The sequence below is a fragment of the Gynurincola endophyticus genome (assembly GCF_003991195.1).
GTDB classification, from domain to species: Bacteria; Bacteroidota; Bacteroidia; order Chitinophagales; family Chitinophagaceae; genus Gynurincola; species Gynurincola endophyticus.
Genome location: NZ_RCWL01000001.1, coordinates 865,833 through 882,695 on the forward strand (window position 1 = coordinate 865,833; position 16,863 = coordinate 882,695).

Here is a 16,863-nt window from a genome sequence, read left to right on the forward strand (position 1 = left end):
ATAAAGTCATACCGGCGATATATAAAGACGGCTGAAAGTTAAAACAGGGGTATCTATAAAAAGACAGCCCCCAACAAAGTTGGGGGCGCATCTTTTTCCTTGTGTGATATATTACTTATTTCTGTTTCGCGTCCGGAGGGAGAACTTCTCCTTTAATTTTCAACTCAATAGGTTGATTGATACCTGCAACTTTCACTAAGATGCTTTTGTCGAACGTACCCACTGTCATTGCATTAAAACCTGTTTTGATCACATTGCTTTTACCCGCAGCGGTAGGGGCCTGTGGCTTTACCGGAGTGGTACATCCGCAAGCTGCAGAGGCCGATTCAATAACAATCGGTTTTGAACCTACGTTTTTAAATGAAAAATCATAGGTTACCGGTACACCATACTTGATTTTACCGAAATCGTACTCTAAGGTTTCAAACTTGATATCCTGTGCCATTGCAATAGTAGAAAAAGCTACAGCGAATACCAACATTAACATCTTCTTCATGACAAATTAATTTTGTGATTTTATCTGATCGATTATTTTGTTTTTGGGTGCAGGAGTCGAAGGTAACCCATATACTACACCTGAAACAGTAATTTGTTCAACCTGACTGTTATTTAATTGTATATTAATACCTCTGTTGAACTCTCCGGCCGCCGCTGCATTAAACCCTACCCGAACTAAAGTTGAATCACCGGCCTGCACCGGCGCTTTACTGTATTCCGGAGTGGTGCAGCCGCAACTGGCCATGACATTCTCTATTAAGATAGGTTGTTTTGAATGATTTACCAACCAGAAGTCATGAGTAACCGGCTTATGTTGAGGGATTTTGCCAAAATCCACTTCCGAATTACGGAAAAAAACAAGGGCTTTTGATGACTTTTTGTCGCTTAACTGAGCCCAGGCAGCCTGGCAAAAAAAACATGTTAAAAAAATGAAAACTATACTACGCATAAGTATGCTTTATTCGGTAAATAAAATTAAGCATTTTTTTACTAACGTTGAATTACTTTCAAAATTATTGCCAATTCGACACATTTTTTTCACATCCTGAAAAAATGATCATTTTTGGGTAGATTATTGATATTTTTGGGCCATGGAAAGTACTATTCAACAACCAGCACAGGCCGAAGAAAAGTTATCTTTCGATCACTTCCGCCAGGAAGTACTAAGAGATTTTCAGGTTGCCTGTGAAAGTCGGGAAGCAAGTTTATTAGGAAGAAAAGAGGTTTTAACAGGGAAAGCTAAATTTGGCATCTTCGGCGATGGAAAAGAATTAGCACAGATTGCTGCGTCAAAGTTTTTTGCTCCGGGAGATTTTCTTTCGGGCTATTACAGAGATCAAACTTTTGCTTTTGCCACCGGGCAGGCATCATTGGTAGAATTTTTCTCCCAGTTATATGCCGATGCTAACCCGGCGAATGACCCCCATAGCGGTGGTCGTCAGATGAATTCTCACTTTGCCACTCCTATCAGAGATGCTGAAGGTAATTGGTTAGATATTGCTAACCGTAAAAATATTGCCGCCGGCCTGGCTCCAACTGCCGGTCAGATGCCCCGTGCTTTAGGAATGGCACTAGCGTCAAAGCTATTCAGAAACTCACCGGTTTTACAAGATTTTGAAGAGTTAAGCCACAACGGTAATGAAGTTTGCTTCTGTACCATCGGCGATGCTTCTACTTCTGAAGGACATTTCTGGGAAACAGTAAATGCCGCCGGCGTATTACAAATTCCTTTAGCTGTTTTTGTTTGGGATGACGGATATGGAATCTCCGTACCTAAACAATATCAAACTACTAAAGGATCTATTTCTGAAGCTTTGATGGGAATGCAAAAAGAAGACGGTACCAACGGTATCGAAATCTATAAGGTAAAAGCCTGGGACTATGCAGGTATGTGTGAAGTCTTCGAAGCGGGTATTAAGAAAATGCGTAAAGATCATGTACCTGCTTTATTCCACGTAGAAGAAGTAACTCAGCCTCAAGGACACTCCACGTCGGGTAGTCATGAACGTTATAAGTCGTCAGATCGTTTGGAATGGGAGCGTGAATGGGATTGTATCCGTAAAATGAAAGAATGGATTATTGAAAATCTACTCGCGAGTGAAGATGAACTCAATCACATTGAAGCCGAGGCAAAAAAAGCTGTAAAAGAAGCTAAACAAAAAGCCTGGGATCTTTATATTCAACCTCTGAAACAAGTAGTTACTGAAGTGGTAGCGGATTTTGATGCGCTCGTTCAGCAAGGACTTGACAACGGAGGTAAGCTAACGGCCATCCGTAACGAATTAGCTTCGAATCGTGAACCCCATTACAAAGAAATTATTCAATCTTTACACAAGGTAATTACCTTGCTTAAAAACTCTCCTCAGGTAGCAACCCTGAAAGAACGTTACCGCCAGTTTGTACAGGAAGGAGAAAATACTTACGGAAGATTCCTGTATGATGAATCGCCGAAAGCAATTGAATATATAGACGGTAATGAACTTCAGTTTGATGCTGATGCACCGGTTATTAATGGTTACGAAGTTTTAAATAAGTATTTCGATCAGCTTTTTGCTGATAATCCTAAAGTGGTGGCATTCGGTGAAGATGTTGGCCATATCGGCGACGTGAATCAGGGCTTCTCCGGATTACAGGCAAAACATGGTGACTGGAGAATTTTTGATACTGCCATCAGAGAAGTGACTATTATGGGGCAGGGTATCGGATTGGCAATGCGTGGGTTACGCCCGATTGCAGAAATCCAATACCTCGATTATATGTTATACGGTTTGCAGCCTTTAAGCGACGATGCCGCAACGCTTCATTGGAGAACACACGGCCGGCAGAGTGCTCCGATCATTGTTCGCACCCGCGGGCACCGTTTAGAAGGTATCTGGCACAGTGGTTCACCAATGGCAATGATGTTGAATGCTTTGAGAGGAATGCATTTATGTGTTCCGCGCAACATGGTGCAGGCAGCCGGTATGTACAATACTTTATTGCAGGGGAATGATCCGGCAATTGTAGTAGAGTGCCTGAACGGCTATCGCCTTAAAGAAAAAATGCCCAATAACCTGAACGATTATCAGGTGGCTTTAGGTGTTCCGGAAGTGGTTCGCGAAGGAGAAGATATTACAATTGTGTCATACGGTTCTGTTTTAAGAATCATAGCAGAAGCTGCCGACCTCCTTGCGCAGGAAGGTGTGAGTTGTGAAATTGTAGACGTACAAACCTTACTGCCGTTTGACCGGTTCCATCTGATCAGAAAGTCACTTGAAAAAACGAATAAAATTTTGTTTGTAGATGAAGATGTACCGGGTGGCGCTGCCGCTTACATGTACAATCATGTTATCGAAAAACAAAAAGGATATGAATTACTGGATGTAGCACCACGAACAATTACCGGTAAGGCACACAGGCCTTCTTACGGTAGTGATGGTGATTACTTTAGTAAGCCCAATCGGGAAGATATTATCAACGTTGTAAGAGAAATGATGGCTGAATAAGCCATCATTTTTTTTGAGTACACTATTAGTTAACTTCACATGACTAGCTTTAATCTAAAAAATTACTAGAAATATTTATAGTAAATGCCAGAACAACAAAACATAGAGTACAAAAGTGCTTGGCACGATGATTATCTTAAATGGGTATGTGGTTTTGCAAATGCTCAGGGAGGCATAATCTTTATAGGTAAAGATGATAATGGAAGAAGTTTAGGTATCCTCGAATTTAAACGATTGATGGATGATATTCCTAACAAGATCCGAAACTCAATGGGCATTACTGTCGAAGTTAATTTACATGAAGAAAATGGGAAGTTTTTCATAGAAATAATTATATATCCTTACTCTGTTCCCATATCACTAAGAGGTAGATATTATTACCGAAGTGGAAGTACAAAACAGGAATTAACTGGAGCTGCTCTTAACGAATTCTTATTGAAGAAATCGGGTAAAACCTGGGATGATGTTATAGAGTCACGTGCAGATTTTACAGATATTGATGAGAACGTATTTAATTCTTTCATTGCTATATCCAGAGAGTATGGTCGACTACCGGAAACAGTTGGATTAACCATACCTGAAATTATGGAAAAACTACGTCTTGTAGAGAATGGGCAACCTAAACGGGCTGCCATAGTACTTTTTGGTAAAGACCCGGGAAAGTTTTACCCTAATATGTTTGTCAAAATCGGACGGTTCGAGAATGATGACACAAATCTTCGATTTCAGGAAGTTGAAGAAGGTAATCTCATTTTATTATTACGTTCAGTACTCGATCAGCTCAATCATAAATTTCTTATACGTCAGATAGATTTCGAAGGAATGCATCGTATAGAAAGAGGAGAGTATCCTGTTGCTGCTATTAGAGAAATGCTGTTAAATGCTTTGGTTCATCGTAATTATATGGGAGCACCGATACAAATGCGCATATCTGATAATAAGATAAGTATTTGGAATGAAGGTGCTTTGCCGGAAGGGTTGAGCCTGGAAGCTTTAAAAAGACCTCATTCTTCGAAGCCTCGAAATCCAATTGTTGCTGACGTTTGTTTTAAAGGAGGACTCATTGACTCTTGGGGGCGTGGTACTATCAGAATTTTGGAAACTTGTAAACAAGCTCAATTGCCAGAACCAGAGTTAATAGAAATAGATGGAGGCTTTATGGTTACTTTATTTAGCACCTATCATGTACTCAATCAGGAGCCTGAATCAGGCTTGAATGAAAGACAAGTAGATATTCTATCAAACCTAAGCGAAAATCAGGGTATCACTTCAGTTGAGTATTCTGTTAGATATGGTATTACCGATAGAACTGCACGAAGAGATCTGACTGAACTGGTAGAAAAACAATTGCTGCTGAAAACTGGAGTAAAAAAGTCTACTAAATATTATGTCCGATAAATGTCCGATAAATGTCCGATAAATGTCCGATAAATGTCCGATAAACTTTCGGGTAAACAGGTAATAACTTTATGATTCGTATAATATGAAGTGTACATTTTTTGTAATTTGGGAAGTAAAGCAGCAAACATTTTTCTTACAAACAGCCTAATTCCGGTGCTGTAACAGCTATACCTTACATACAGGTAGAATCTGAGAAGTTTTTCTTAACAGACAAGGCCTTTTTCTATGGATTATAATACTTTCTTTTTTCTCATCGAGTTTTTCGGAACCATCGCATTTGCACTTTCCGGTGCTTTACATGCCATGGAAAAAAAGTTAGACCCTTTTGGAGTTATCATTATCGCTTTTGTAACTTCTATTGGAGGTGGTACGTTGCGCGATATGTTGATCGGCAACACACCTGTTACCTGGTTGCAGAACGGAACAATGAGTATTACCATTTTATGTGCTGCTATTGGCGCATTTTTCCTTAGAAAGTATCTTCGCATGCTTTCAAAAACACTCTTTTTATTTGATTCACTCGGACTGGGGCTGTTTACCGTAATCGGTTTTGAAAAAGGAATGCAATTAAATCTGAGTCCGGGTATTTGTATCGCCCTTGGTACTATTACCGGCTGTTTCGGAGGTGTTACCCGCGATGTATTATTAAACAATGTGCCGTTAATTTTTCATAAAGAAATTTATGCCTCGGCCTGTATTATCGGTGGGGTAGCCTATTACCTCATGATGTTACTGGGGGTGAATGATTTGATTAATACCACTATTGTAATTGGCATTATTGTATTTATCAGGGTAGTGGCAGTACGGTTTAAATTAAGATTACCAAATTTTTATTAATTCCGCGATCTTTACTTTTATACTAACTTTGTTTTTTAAAATCAGGAAACGTGATTACACAAAAAGAACGCAGGTTTTTAAAGTATTGGGAAGAGCAGCGAAAAGGTGGCAAATTCAGCTTCTTTGCATTGTATATTTCAATGGGTACCATCGTAACAACTATTGCAGTAGCTTTTCTGATGAGTGTCTTAGGATTAAAATACGCTTACTGGCCCGTACCGATTATCGGATTGGTGTTGATGGTAATTATCACTATGCTTACATGGAATACGAATGAAAAGCAATTCAGACGCATTATTAAAAGAGTGATTAATGAGGGCAAAGAAAAAGACTCTTCCGAAGCCGCTGTATAAAGAATCTGCTTATTAAAAGAATTAGTCATAAAAAAAGCCTCCTTACAATACTTTTGTAAAGAGGCTTTTCTTTATTGCTGACGCCAGACTCTCGTCTGGTGACATAAAACAGATTAAGCTAAGTTGTGAAATACTTTCTGCACGTCATCATCCTGCTCTAACTTATCTACGAGTTTAAGAACGTCTTGTGCCTGTTCTTCACTAACAGCTACAGTGGTGGCCGGAATCCACTCTACCTCAGCGCTGATAGGAGTTAACCCTTTTTCTTCGAGCGCTTTCTGCATATTACCGAAATCTGTAAATCCACAGCGTATTACCAGAACGGTTTCATCATTTTCACCAGTACCTTCACCCAGTTCTTCTAAACCAAAGTCAATGAGCTCAAGCTCCAGGTCATCCTGGCTTAAACCTTCCGGATTTAATTTAAATACGCCCATTTTTTTAAACTGGAAGCTTACCGAACCGCTATTTCCCAGTGAACCGCTTGCTTTATTAAAGATGGCTTTTACGTTTGCAACCGTACGAACGTGGTTATCGGTGGCTGTTTCCACTAAAACCGCTACTCCGTGAGGCGCATAACCTTCATAAAGGATCTCGTCGTAGTTTTCAATGTCTTTACCCTGAGCACGTTTGATAGCCGCTTCTACACGGTCTTTAGGCATGTTAACGCTTTTCGCGTTCTGCATACAACGGCGTAATGCAGGGTTGGTATTTGGGTCAGGTCCGCCTGCTTTAACAGCAATTACAATCTCTTTACCAATACGAGTGAATTGTTTTGCCATACGGTCCCAACGTGCGAACATCGTGGCTTTTCTTACTTCAAATATACGACCCATTTTATCGGAATATTTTATTGTAAATCAATGAATGTCTTTCTAAAGTTCTGCAAAAATAAAAATTCGGCTGCAAGTAGCCAATTCTGTTTAAGGCATTTTTGCTCTTATTGTATGGTACAACGCCCCTGATAGCAAAAAACCTCCCCGGTATTACCGGGGAGGTTTTTAATTTATTGGGTGAACCGGCCTTATTCAGGCTTGTTCGGATTATTGAGTTTGCTATGTTTTTTGCTATAGCCAAAGTAAATGAGGAAACCCAGTGCTAACCAAACGGCTAAACGCACCCAGTTTTCCCATCCTAAGCCAAAGATCATTACACCACAGGCTACGATACCTAAAATAGGTAAGAACGGAACCAAAGGTACTTTGAACTGACGAGGCAACTCAGGATTGCTCTTTCTCAGGATGATTACAGCAGCACATACCAGCATGAAGGCAAATAAAGTTCCGATAGAAGTCATGTGACCTACTACGTCGCCCGGTACAAATGCAGCAAATAATGCTACTAATACCAGAATTACCATATTTCCTTTATAAGGAGTTTTGAATTTAGGGTGTACTTCTGAGAATACTTTCGGTAATAAACCGTCTTTACTCATTGAGTAGAATACACGGCTCTGACCTAATAACATTACTAAGATTACAGAAGAGAAACCGGCTAAAATCGCCACAGTGATAGATTTACTCAACCAGCCATAAGCAGGCATTGCTTCCTGGATAGCGGCTACTACAGATGCTTCACCACCTTTAGTTGGATCTCTGAAGAACTCTAATGGCACTAATCCGGTTAATACGTGTCCGAATAATACATATAATACAGTACAGATCAGTAAAGAACCTAAAATACCGAAAGGCATATCTTTCTTAGGATTCTTTGTTTCCTGAGCGGCAGTACTTACGGCATCAAATCCGATAAATGCGAAGAATACCGTTCCGGCAGCACCGATGATACCCATGAAACCACCGAAGTTGTGTGTAATACCCTGATGGTCTATGTACTTAGTTGCTTCCGGAATGTAATTCGCATGGAATTCCGGATTGATATAACCCCACCCTAATGCGATAATTAACACTACAATTGCAACTTTCAGAATTACAATGATATTGTTTACAAAGGCTGATTCCTGCGTACCTCTCATTAATAAGAAGCTGATGGCTGTTACGATCCCTAAGGCTGGAAGGTTGATAATACCTTTTTTGGTTTCTACAGCAACTTTTAAAGCTTCTGGGAAAGCAGCAACAGTTTCTTTGTCGATGTTAGCTTTACCCGAAGTCAGCAGGTCGTTGAATTTTTCTGCAGATAAATAGTTGGCGTAAGCCTGTGCCTGTTCAGCACCACTTACCATTAAAGTATTTAATTGCTGGAAGGGTGAGTGACACCATTCGTAAGCTACGGGTTTCATTCGAAGTACTTCTACCAGCAGGTTATTCAGATACTCGCTCCAGGCAATACCTACGGTGGCAGCACCTACAGCATATTCCAGTACCAGATCCCAACCGATTATCCAAGCCAATAATTCACCCATGGTGGCATAGGTGTAAGTATAAGCTGAACCGGAAATAGGAATAGAGGAAGATAATTCTGCATAGCATAAGCCGGCTAAAGCGCAACCAATTCCGGCTAAAAGGAAACCAATCGTTACTGAAGGACCAGCATTTTGTGCGGCGGCAGCGGCAGTTCGAACGAATAGCCCTGCACCAATGATTGCTCCGATTCCCAATGCTACCAGTCCCCATCCACCCAAGGTTCTTTTCAGTGTGTTTTCACCTGTAGCATTTGCTTCTTTCAGTAGCAAATCCATTGGCTTTTTTGTAAACAAACTCATAACAGTTTAGTATGTTTTCATGAAAAAATTAAGAACGAAAATTTTTCGAAGGTGGAAAGATACAGATAAATTGAAGTAAGTGATACGATTTTTATAACATTTTTTGAACATAACCGCACAAATTAATCGTTAAATCTTTCTTTATAAAGTGTTATATTGCATCCCATTACAAACTCCATAAGTTATTGCTAGCAATGAAAAAGAATAGGCTCACGATTATGATTTTACTGGCAATGCTACTTGGCGGTATCGTCGGGTACATTGTAAACGTCTCTGCGTCCCCTGAATTTATAACAGGCTTTTCAGATAAAATCAAACTTTTAGGTACCATCTTTATCAGATTGGTTAAAATGATAATTGCACCTTTAGTATTCTCTACTTTAGTGGTAGGAATTGCGAAAATGGGCGACTTAAAAGCTGTAGGACGTGTGGGAGGAAAAGCAATGCTTTGGTTTGTTTCCGCCTCATTGGTTTCCTTATTATTAGGATTGGTGCTCGTTAATATATTCAAACCGGGTGCATCTATCGATTTATCTTACGCACAGGGAAGTTCAATTGACGACCTCGTAAAAAATTCTCAGGAAGGTTTTACCCTCAAAAAGTTTATTGAACACATCGTACCGCAATCGATTGTAGAAGCTATGTCGCACAACGAAATTTTACAGATTGTGGTATTCTCTATTTTCTTCGGTGTGGCAATGACGGCTTTAGGTGATTATACCAAACCGATTTTGAAAGCGTTGGATGTTTTAGCACATATTACCTTAAAAATGGTGAACTATGTGATGAACTTTGCTCCTTTAGGCGTTTTCGGTGCACTGGCTGCCGTAATCGCTATCAACGGTTTAGGTATTTTTAAATTTTACCTCGTTTATTTTCTTTATTTCTTAATAGGAATATTTGTACTTTGGTTATTGTTAATCGGAGTTGGATACATGATTCTTGGAAAAAGAGTGTTTGACCTCTTGAAAAGATTGGGTAACCCTTTGTTAATCGCCTTCTCTACCACCAGTTCAGAAGCGGTTTTCCCTAAATTAACAGAAGAATTACAGAAATTCGGTTGTAAGAAAAGTATCGTATCCTTCATTTTACCTTTGGGATATTCTTTTAATCTCGACGGGTCAATGATGTATATGACTTTTGCCTCGATGGCAATTGCACAGGCATATGGTATTCAATTAGATCTGGCCACCCAGCTAACAATGTTACTGGTATTGATGATTACTTCAAAAGGTATTGCAGGTGTTCCGCGTGCATCACTGGTAATCGTTCTGGCAACTTGTGCGATGTTCAACATTCCGCCCGAAGGAGTCGCATTGATTTTACCGATTGACCACTTCTGTGATATGTTCAGATCTGCTACCAATGCTGTAGGTAATGGCTTAGCTACTTCCGTAGTATCCAAGTGGGAAGGAGAATTAGGACCGGAAACCGAAATACTGGATACAGAAGCTTAACATACTTAAAATAATTAAATTTCGTTAAAAATGCACGCACGTCGTGCATTTACCTTTTCAGAAACATAACTTTATCTATCATAAATTGAACAATATATGCTCAGCTTGATTTTGCTAGATTTTCATTGGGGTCAGTTACTTCAGCCTCAATTTTATATTCAAAATGGTGGACTTTGGTTATTGCTTTTTGTTGTTTTCGCCGAAACAGGCTTGTTTGCAGGTTTCTTTTTACCGGGTGACTCATTATTATTCGTTGCCGGCATCTATGCACACGAAATGGAAAACAACCAACCCGGTATTACTTACCAGTTTTTAAAATTATTCGGATTAGGGCACATCAGAAATGAATTAGTAGACCTAACCGTCTTATGGCTGCTCATTTCAATATGCGGTATCCTGGGTAATATGGTGGGGTATTGGACGGGCCGGAAAGTGGGTCCGGCAATGTACAACTGGAAAGAAAATTTCTTGTATAAAAGAAAGTATCTGGTACAGGCTGATGAATTCTATCAGAAACACGGTGGCGGTGCAATTGTTATTGCCCGTTTTTTACCGATTATCAGAACTTTTGCGCCTATCGTTGCAGGTATTGTACGCATGGACAGAAAAAAATTCATGTTCTATAACATCGTTGGTTGTCTGGCTTGGGTATTTTCAATGTTATTCGCGGGGCACTTCCTGCAAAAATGGATCTATGAAGCATGGGGATATAATTTAAAAGACCATTTGGAAGTAATCGTTTTAGGAATCGTCTTTGTAACTACTTTGCCGGTAATTCTGAAACTGCTTAGCGGAAAAAAACAGAATCCACCTACTCAACCATAATTAGCATTTGTAATATTATATGCAATCTAATTTGAATAAAACCTCAGTATTTAACCTAGCCGTGCTCGTTGCCGCGCTAGGTTATTTTGTTGATATCTACGATTTATTGCTATTCTCTATTATCCGGGTTCCTTCATTGCGCGACCTTGGTTTAAGTGAAGAACAAATTGCAACAGACGGTTTGTTTATCATTAATACCCAGATGCTCGGGCTGATGATCGGCGGTATTTTATGGGGTATACTGGGCGATAAAAAAGGACGCCTGAAAATTATGTATGCTTCTATCATTCTCTATTCACTCGGTAATATTGCCAATGGATTTGTACAAACCGTAGAACAATATGCTTTCATCCGTTTTGTAACAGGATTAGGACTGGCAGGTGAGTTAGGAGCAGGTATCACACTGGTGAGCGAGTTACTACCTAAAGAAAAAAGAGGTATAGGAACTTCATTGGTAGCCGGTATCGGACTTACAGGAGCTGTGTTCGCCTACTTTATTAAAGAATCATTTCCGTGGAGAACCTGTTATTTTATCGGCGGTGGATTAGGTTTCGCACTACTCTTTTTAAGAGCCGGTGTTTTAGAATCTTCCATGTTCGAAAAAATTCAGCATAAAGCCGTTAAAAAAGGTGACTTTTTTATGCTCTTCAGAAGCGGTAAACGACTAAAAAAGTATTTACTCAGTATCCTGATTGGTTTACCTACCTGGTATGTAATCGGTATTCTGGTTTCGTTTTCGAAGGAGTTCGGAAAAAACATGAATATCATTGGTGAAATTGATCCCGGAAAAGCCATCATGTTTGCTTATGTAGGTATTTCTGTAGGAGATCTGATGAGCGGATTGGTGAGCCAATGGCTGAAAAGCCGGAAACGGGCATTGTATGTTTTTTATTCATTGACCGCGATTGCAATTATCTGGTTTTTCACTTTAGAAAATGCACAGGCCTCTGAGTTATACGCCTGTTGTTTATTATTAGGTTTTGGTACCGGATTCTGGGCCATCTTTGTAACCATGGCAGCTGAACAGTTCGGAACAAATATCCGGGCTACCGTTACTACCACTGTACCTAATTTCGTAAGAGGAGCACTCAACCTGGTGTCGCTTTTATTTGTGTCACTGCAGGTGTCTATGGGATATGTAAAAAGCGGTATGATTACCGGCGCCGTTGTAATGCTAATCGGCATCGTTTCTGTAGCGCTTTCCGAAGAAACATTCCATAAAGATTTGAACTATATTGAAGAGGAGTAATACATTTGCAGCATGAAGTTTTTAGTGATTCGTTTTTCATCTATCGGAGATATTGTACTGACTACACCCGTAATGCGTTGCCTGAAAACTCAGATCAGCACAGCGGAAGTACATTTTCTTACCAAAAAATCCTTTGTGGGGTTGATGGAAGCGAATCCCTATATTGATAAAATCATTACCCTTCAGGATGATTTTAATAATACAGTTCAGGCATTAATTGAGGAAGATTATGATTATGTAATTGACCTGCATCATAATCTCAGAACATTACGCATTAAAAGATCACTGAAAAAGCAAACCTTCGCTTTTGATAAACTCAATTTTAAAAAATGGTTACTGACGGCTTTTAAAATTAATAAAATGCCGGATATACATATCGTTGACCGCTATCTGGCAACTGCCAGTAACTTTGGTGTTACCAACGATGGTAAAGGGCTTGATTATTTTATACCGGAAGGTAAAGGTGTAGACGTAGGTAAAGATTTGCCGTTGTCACATCAGGCTGGTTATATCGGTATAGTAATCGGCGCTACCTACTTTACAAAAAGGTATCCCCTGGATAATTTGAAATCTCTTTGTAAAAAAATCAATCATCCCGTTGTATTATTGGGCGGTAAAGAAGATGCGGCAATAGGGGCTGAAATTGCAGCAACGGACCAGTATAAAATTTACAATGCCTGCGGAAAGTTCTCTCTGCATGAATCTGCCGATCTCGTAAGAAATGCAAAAGTGGTGGTTTCAAATGATACAGGTTTAATGCATATTGCTGCGGCATTTAATAAACCTATTGTGTCTTTATGGGGAAATACGGTTCCTGAATTAGGCATGTATCCTTATTACGGTGAAAAACGGAGCGACTCTTATGCAAAGTCGAATATACTGGAGGTAAAAGGACTGGGCTGCAGACCCTGCTCAAAGATCGGATACAAAAAATGCCCCAAAGGGCATTTTAAGTGTATGGTTGAAATAACTCCTGATTCAGTGATCAGTGCTATCTCCAGATTATTGTAAAACAGCATTCATACTGCGAACTGCAGTAGCGCTTTCGTCAAATAATTTTTGTTCGTCGGCTGTAAGTTGGAAATCTATGATTTTTTCCCAACCGTTTTTTCCGATGATAACAGGTACGCCTAAGCAAATATCTTTCTGTCCGTATTCGCCGTCTAAAGCTACACAGCAGGTAAATAATTTCTTCTCGTCTCTTACAATGGCTTCTACCAATGCAGCACCGGCAGCACCGGGAGCATACCAGGCACTTGTACCTAATAATTTGGTAAGAGTAGCTCCCCCAACCATGGTGTCTTTTACGATCTGCTCTTTCTGTGCATCCGTTAAAAAGTTTTTAACCGGAACACTATTCCAGGTCGCTTTATCAATCAAAGGAATCATAGTCGTATCGCCATGACCACCGATTACAACGGCATTCAGGTCGGCAGCACTGCAATTCAGGTGTTGAGTGAGCTGATATTTGAATCTGGCACTATCTAATATACCTCCCATACCAATAATTCTGTTCTTAGGTATGCCGGTTGATTTAAGTGCCAGATAGGTCATCGTATCCATCGGATTAGAGATGATAACGAAGATCGCATTGGGAGAGTACTGGAGAATATTTTCGCAAACTGTTTTTACAATGTTCGCATTTGTACCGATTAATTCTTCACGGGTCATTCCCGGTTTACGTGGAATACCGGAAGTTACTACCACTACATCGCTATTGGCAGTTTTTGAATAATCGTTCGTAGAACCGGTTACTCTTGTATCAAAATTAAGCAATGCAGCCGTTTGCATGATGTCCTGAGCTTTTCCTTCTGCAAAACCTTCTTTAATATCCAGTAATACTAATTCCGTTGCCAGTTCTTTTCTGGCAATATTGTCAGCACAGGTAGCACCTACTGCACCTGCACCCACTACAGTGATTTTCATAAAAGATAAATTTAATAATCAGAACAATGGTTATTGTAATGCCTTTATCATATCGTCAACTTTCATATTACCTTGTTGTGCTTTTATCAGTTTACCTTTCTTGTCATACAACGCGATAAATGGCAAACTTTTGATATCATAAAACGGCGGTAATACATATTTAGTATCGATTCCTAATTTGAAAGCAGGATACTTATGCATGTTATAATCATTGATGAATTTACTTAATTCTTCCGGTTTTGTATAACATGCCAGCACAAATTGAAATTGTTTTATTTTATCGTAATTCTTTTGAAAGTCTTCTACCTGATGTTGACAATGGTCGCAGGTTGGACTAAAAAACATGATCACCGTAGGCTTTGCTTCTAAATTGCTTTTAGTATAAACCTGACGATCGATGGTGGTAATTTCAAAAGGCGGGAGCGTAGGGAATCTTTTGTAGGGAGGCAGATTGGCTTCTTGTGCCTGTGATACCCAGCTAAAACTTAAAAGAGTCAGTAAGAAAAATATCTGTTTCAAAGTAAATCCGTTTAAGTGAAAAAATAACTCACCTAAAAGTAATCAACGAATGGAGAAAAAAATCATTAAAAAAGGTAAGATTTCATTAAAAGTTAGCAAATTCATGGTTATACCAGCCTCTTAATCATATTTTTGAATGAAAAAACACTTCTGCTTTCTGTAGAAAATACCTGTTTCAAATCAATACAGAGGCCCCGTATAACCTGTTTTATCTCCTCAATATATTCTTCGTTTTGTTCCGAAAGTTTCGTATATTTACGAAAACAAGAAAGTGTAATGGAGAAGCTAACACCACAGGAAGAATCGGCAATGCTGGCCATCTGGAAGGTCGGACCGGGCTTTATCAAAGAGTTTATGGAAGCCATGTTACCCGAACAGATGCCTTATACTACCCTGGCTTCTATTGTAAAGAATTTAGAAAAAAAAGGTTTTGTAAAAAGTGAAAAATTCGCCAATGCCTACCGTTACAGTGCAAAAGTAAAGGAAGCCGATTACAAGAAAAAGTATATGCAGGGGGTCGTTAGTAACTTCTTCCAGAGCTCTTACAAAGAGTTGGTGACTTTTTTTGCTAAAGACAAAAAAATCAGTGCCGACGAACTGAAAGAAATTATTCAGCAAATAGAAAAGGGAGACAAATAATATGGAACAAGCAGGGCTTATATTATTAAAAACCAACGTAGCGATCATCATTTTTACAGCTTTCTATTGGCTGTTACTGAGAAAACTTACTTTTTATAATATCAACAGATTATACCTGCTGTTTGCAGTTCTGTTTTCGCTTTTATACCCTTTCATAGAGATTAGTAACCTTTTCTCTAAGCAACTTCCTTCAATTCCTGCAATGGTACCCCGGTTTGTATCGCGTACCGAAAGTTTACTTTCTGGTGCCTGGTTTTATCTGGCCTGTAGTATCTGGATTGTCGGGTTTTTATATTTTTTAATTAGACTAAGCATACAGTTTTATTCTTTACACCGGTTACACCGGCTTTCGGCTCCCAGTGAAACATCAGAAAATATCCGGATTGTTCATAATGAAGTAAGTCCGTTTTCTTTCGGCTCTTACATCTACATCAATCCGAAAATGCATTCGGAAGAAGAACTGAATGCTATTTTATTGCATGAACACATTCATGTACGTCAAAAACATTCAGTAGACATTCTGGTAACAGAGTTTTTAATGTTGTTTAATTGGTTTAATCCTTTTTCATGGATATTACGAAAAGCCGTAAAAGATAATATTGAATATATAACTGATGATCAGGTTTTGAAAAATGGTGTTAATAAAAAGGAATATCAATATCATTTACTGAATACTACTTGTTTATCACCAGATTTCAGAGTACAGAATAATTTTAGTATTTCTGATCTTAGAAAAAGAATCAGCCAGATGAATATGAAAAGATCTGCAGCAGGGAAGTTGATTTTTTATTCAATGATTCCATTGCTGGCAGTTTTTTTGTTGTTATTCAATCAACCTGTAAAAAAGTTAACCCTGAATTTATTGTCACCGCAACAACAGGGGTTGTCTAATGAAAATGAAGCGAAAGAATCAGTAAAGATTGCTGAAGGCGTTCCGTTGGAAAGCGTTATCATTACGCCCTTGAATACTGCTGAAAAACAACAGTCTTCGGCCGGTATCAATGCTCCCGGTAATTCTACACCGGCATCCACTTCCACACCGGCAAATAACACTATAAAAATTCAGCTCGAAGACCTTGCTGAAACACCGCCACCACCTCCACCGCAAGAAGCAAGAACCAATCGCGTTTACAGGGGTGTTCCGGTTGCTACTGAAGAAAGCAAACAGCTCCAGTTAAAATTAGAATCAGCAATGACTAATAAAGAAGAAAACGCAATTATTTTGCAAGGATATCCTTATGCTGTAAAGAAGTCTGATAATGAAAATTTACCTGCGAACAATTCCACAAAATTAGAAGAGGTAATTGTTCAGGGAGTTAAAAGAGTGAAGGGGGTTCCTCTTTCTGAAAAAAATACAACCGGTGATGATACAGAAGTAATTGTTATCGGACGTAAAACTCAACAATAAATTCTCTTTTATTACAAATACAGGAAGAAAATAAAGACATCGTAACCTGAATGAAGAAACCTACTGATAATGAAAACGGATGTAGAACAGTTTCTTTCTGATGAT

16 protein-coding genes are annotated in these 16,863 nt (G+C 39.1%); 10 read left to right on the forward strand and 6 right to left on the reverse strand.

The annotated features are described in order from the left end of the window. Positions 1 to 115: 115 nt before the first annotated feature. Positions 116 to 496 (reverse strand): DUF1573 domain-containing protein, encoded by a 381-nt coding sequence (locus D9O48_RS03540; protein WP_126970623.1) that lies wholly within the window; start codon positions 494 to 496, stop codon positions 116 to 118. A gap of 6 nt (positions 497 to 502) precedes the next feature. Further along, positions 503 to 946: a DUF1573 domain-containing protein gene (locus tag D9O48_RS03545; protein WP_126970625.1), complete on the reverse strand. Its 444-nt coding sequence runs from the start codon at positions 944 to 946 to the stop codon at positions 503 to 505. A gap of 142 nt (positions 947 to 1,088) precedes the next feature. On the opposite strand from D9O48_RS03545, the gene D9O48_RS03550 reads away from it, so the two are divergent. The 4 genes from D9O48_RS03550 (at position 1,089) to D9O48_RS03565 (ending at position 6,073) form a co-directional block, all read left to right on the forward strand. Beyond that, entirely contained in the window at positions 1,089 to 3,482 is a 2,394-nt protein-coding gene (locus D9O48_RS03550) for an alpha-ketoacid dehydrogenase subunit alpha/beta (protein WP_126970627.1), read from the forward strand. Between the two features lie 84 nt (positions 3,483 to 3,566). Continuing rightward, the gene (locus tag D9O48_RS03555; protein WP_126970629.1) at positions 3,567 to 4,880 is read left to right on the forward strand and encodes an ATP-binding protein; all 1,314 of its coding nucleotides are present in this window, start codon (positions 3,567 to 3,569) and stop codon (positions 4,878 to 4,880) included. A 228-nt stretch (positions 4,881 to 5,108) separates the two neighbouring features. Next, positions 5,109 to 5,720 (forward strand): trimeric intracellular cation channel family protein, encoded by a 612-nt coding sequence (locus D9O48_RS03560; RefSeq protein WP_126970631.1) that lies wholly within the window; start codon positions 5,109 to 5,111, stop codon positions 5,718 to 5,720. Between the two features lie 50 nt (positions 5,721 to 5,770). Then, complete coding sequence (locus D9O48_RS03565) at positions 5,771 to 6,073, forward strand: hypothetical protein (protein WP_126970633.1); 303 nt, start codon at positions 5,771 to 5,773, stop codon at positions 6,071 to 6,073. A 113-nt stretch (positions 6,074 to 6,186) separates the two neighbouring features. Here D9O48_RS03565 and D9O48_RS03570 read toward each other — a convergent pair whose 3' ends face one another. Beyond that, positions 6,187 to 6,909: a YebC/PmpR family DNA-binding transcriptional regulator gene (locus tag D9O48_RS03570; protein WP_126970635.1), complete on the reverse strand. Its 723-nt coding sequence runs from the start codon at positions 6,907 to 6,909 to the stop codon at positions 6,187 to 6,189. Between the two features lie 188 nt (positions 6,910 to 7,097). Next, complete coding sequence (locus tag D9O48_RS03575; protein ID WP_126970637.1) at positions 7,098 to 8,735, reverse strand: amino acid permease; 1,638 nt, start codon at positions 8,733 to 8,735, stop codon at positions 7,098 to 7,100. Between the two features lie 194 nt (positions 8,736 to 8,929). Between D9O48_RS03575 and D9O48_RS03580 the strand changes: the two genes are divergently transcribed. The 4 genes from D9O48_RS03580 to D9O48_RS03595 all read left to right on the forward strand — a co-directional run bounded on the left by D9O48_RS03580 (position 8,930) and on the right by D9O48_RS03595 (position 13,277). Then, positions 8,930 to 10,192 carry a dicarboxylate/amino acid:cation symporter gene (locus tag D9O48_RS03580; protein WP_126970639.1) on the forward strand — a complete coding sequence of 421 codons (1,263 nt, stop codon included), beginning with the start codon at positions 8,930 to 8,932 and terminating at the stop codon, positions 10,190 to 10,192. Between the two features lie 96 nt (positions 10,193 to 10,288). Beyond that, positions 10,289 to 11,017, forward strand: coding sequence for a DedA family protein (locus D9O48_RS03585; RefSeq protein WP_126970641.1), 729 nt, complete (start codon positions 10,289 to 10,291; stop codon positions 11,015 to 11,017). Between the two features lie 19 nt (positions 11,018 to 11,036). Next, positions 11,037 to 12,266 (forward strand): MFS transporter, encoded by a 1,230-nt coding sequence (locus tag D9O48_RS03590; protein WP_126970643.1) that lies wholly within the window; start codon positions 11,037 to 11,039, stop codon positions 12,264 to 12,266. 12 nt (positions 12,267 to 12,278) lie between these two features. Further along, a complete protein-coding gene (locus D9O48_RS03595) occupies positions 12,279 to 13,277 on the forward strand; it encodes a glycosyltransferase family 9 protein (protein WP_126970645.1) in 999 nt (332 codons plus the stop codon). Here D9O48_RS03595 and mdh read toward each other — a convergent pair. After that, positions 13,269 to 14,192, reverse strand: coding sequence for a malate dehydrogenase (mdh, locus tag D9O48_RS03600; protein WP_126970647.1), 924 nt, complete (start codon positions 14,190 to 14,192; stop codon positions 13,269 to 13,271). The genes D9O48_RS03595 and mdh overlap by 9 nt on opposite strands. A gap of 30 nt (positions 14,193 to 14,222) precedes the next feature. Continuing rightward, a complete protein-coding gene (locus tag D9O48_RS03605; RefSeq protein WP_126970649.1) occupies positions 14,223 to 14,711 on the reverse strand; it encodes a TlpA family protein disulfide reductase in 489 nt (162 codons plus the stop codon). A gap of 276 nt (positions 14,712 to 14,987) precedes the next feature. Between D9O48_RS03605 and D9O48_RS03610 the strand changes: the two genes are divergently transcribed. Beyond that, on the forward strand, positions 14,988 to 15,350 hold the full coding sequence (locus D9O48_RS03610) for a BlaI/MecI/CopY family transcriptional regulator (protein ID WP_126970651.1): 363 nt from the start codon (positions 14,988 to 14,990) through the stop codon (positions 15,348 to 15,350). A gap of 1 nt (position 15,351) precedes the next feature. After that, positions 15,352 to 16,758: a M56 family metallopeptidase gene (locus D9O48_RS03615; protein ID WP_126970653.1), complete on the forward strand. Its 1,407-nt coding sequence runs from the start codon at positions 15,352 to 15,354 to the stop codon at positions 16,756 to 16,758. Positions 16,759 to 16,863: the final 105 nt, after the last annotated feature.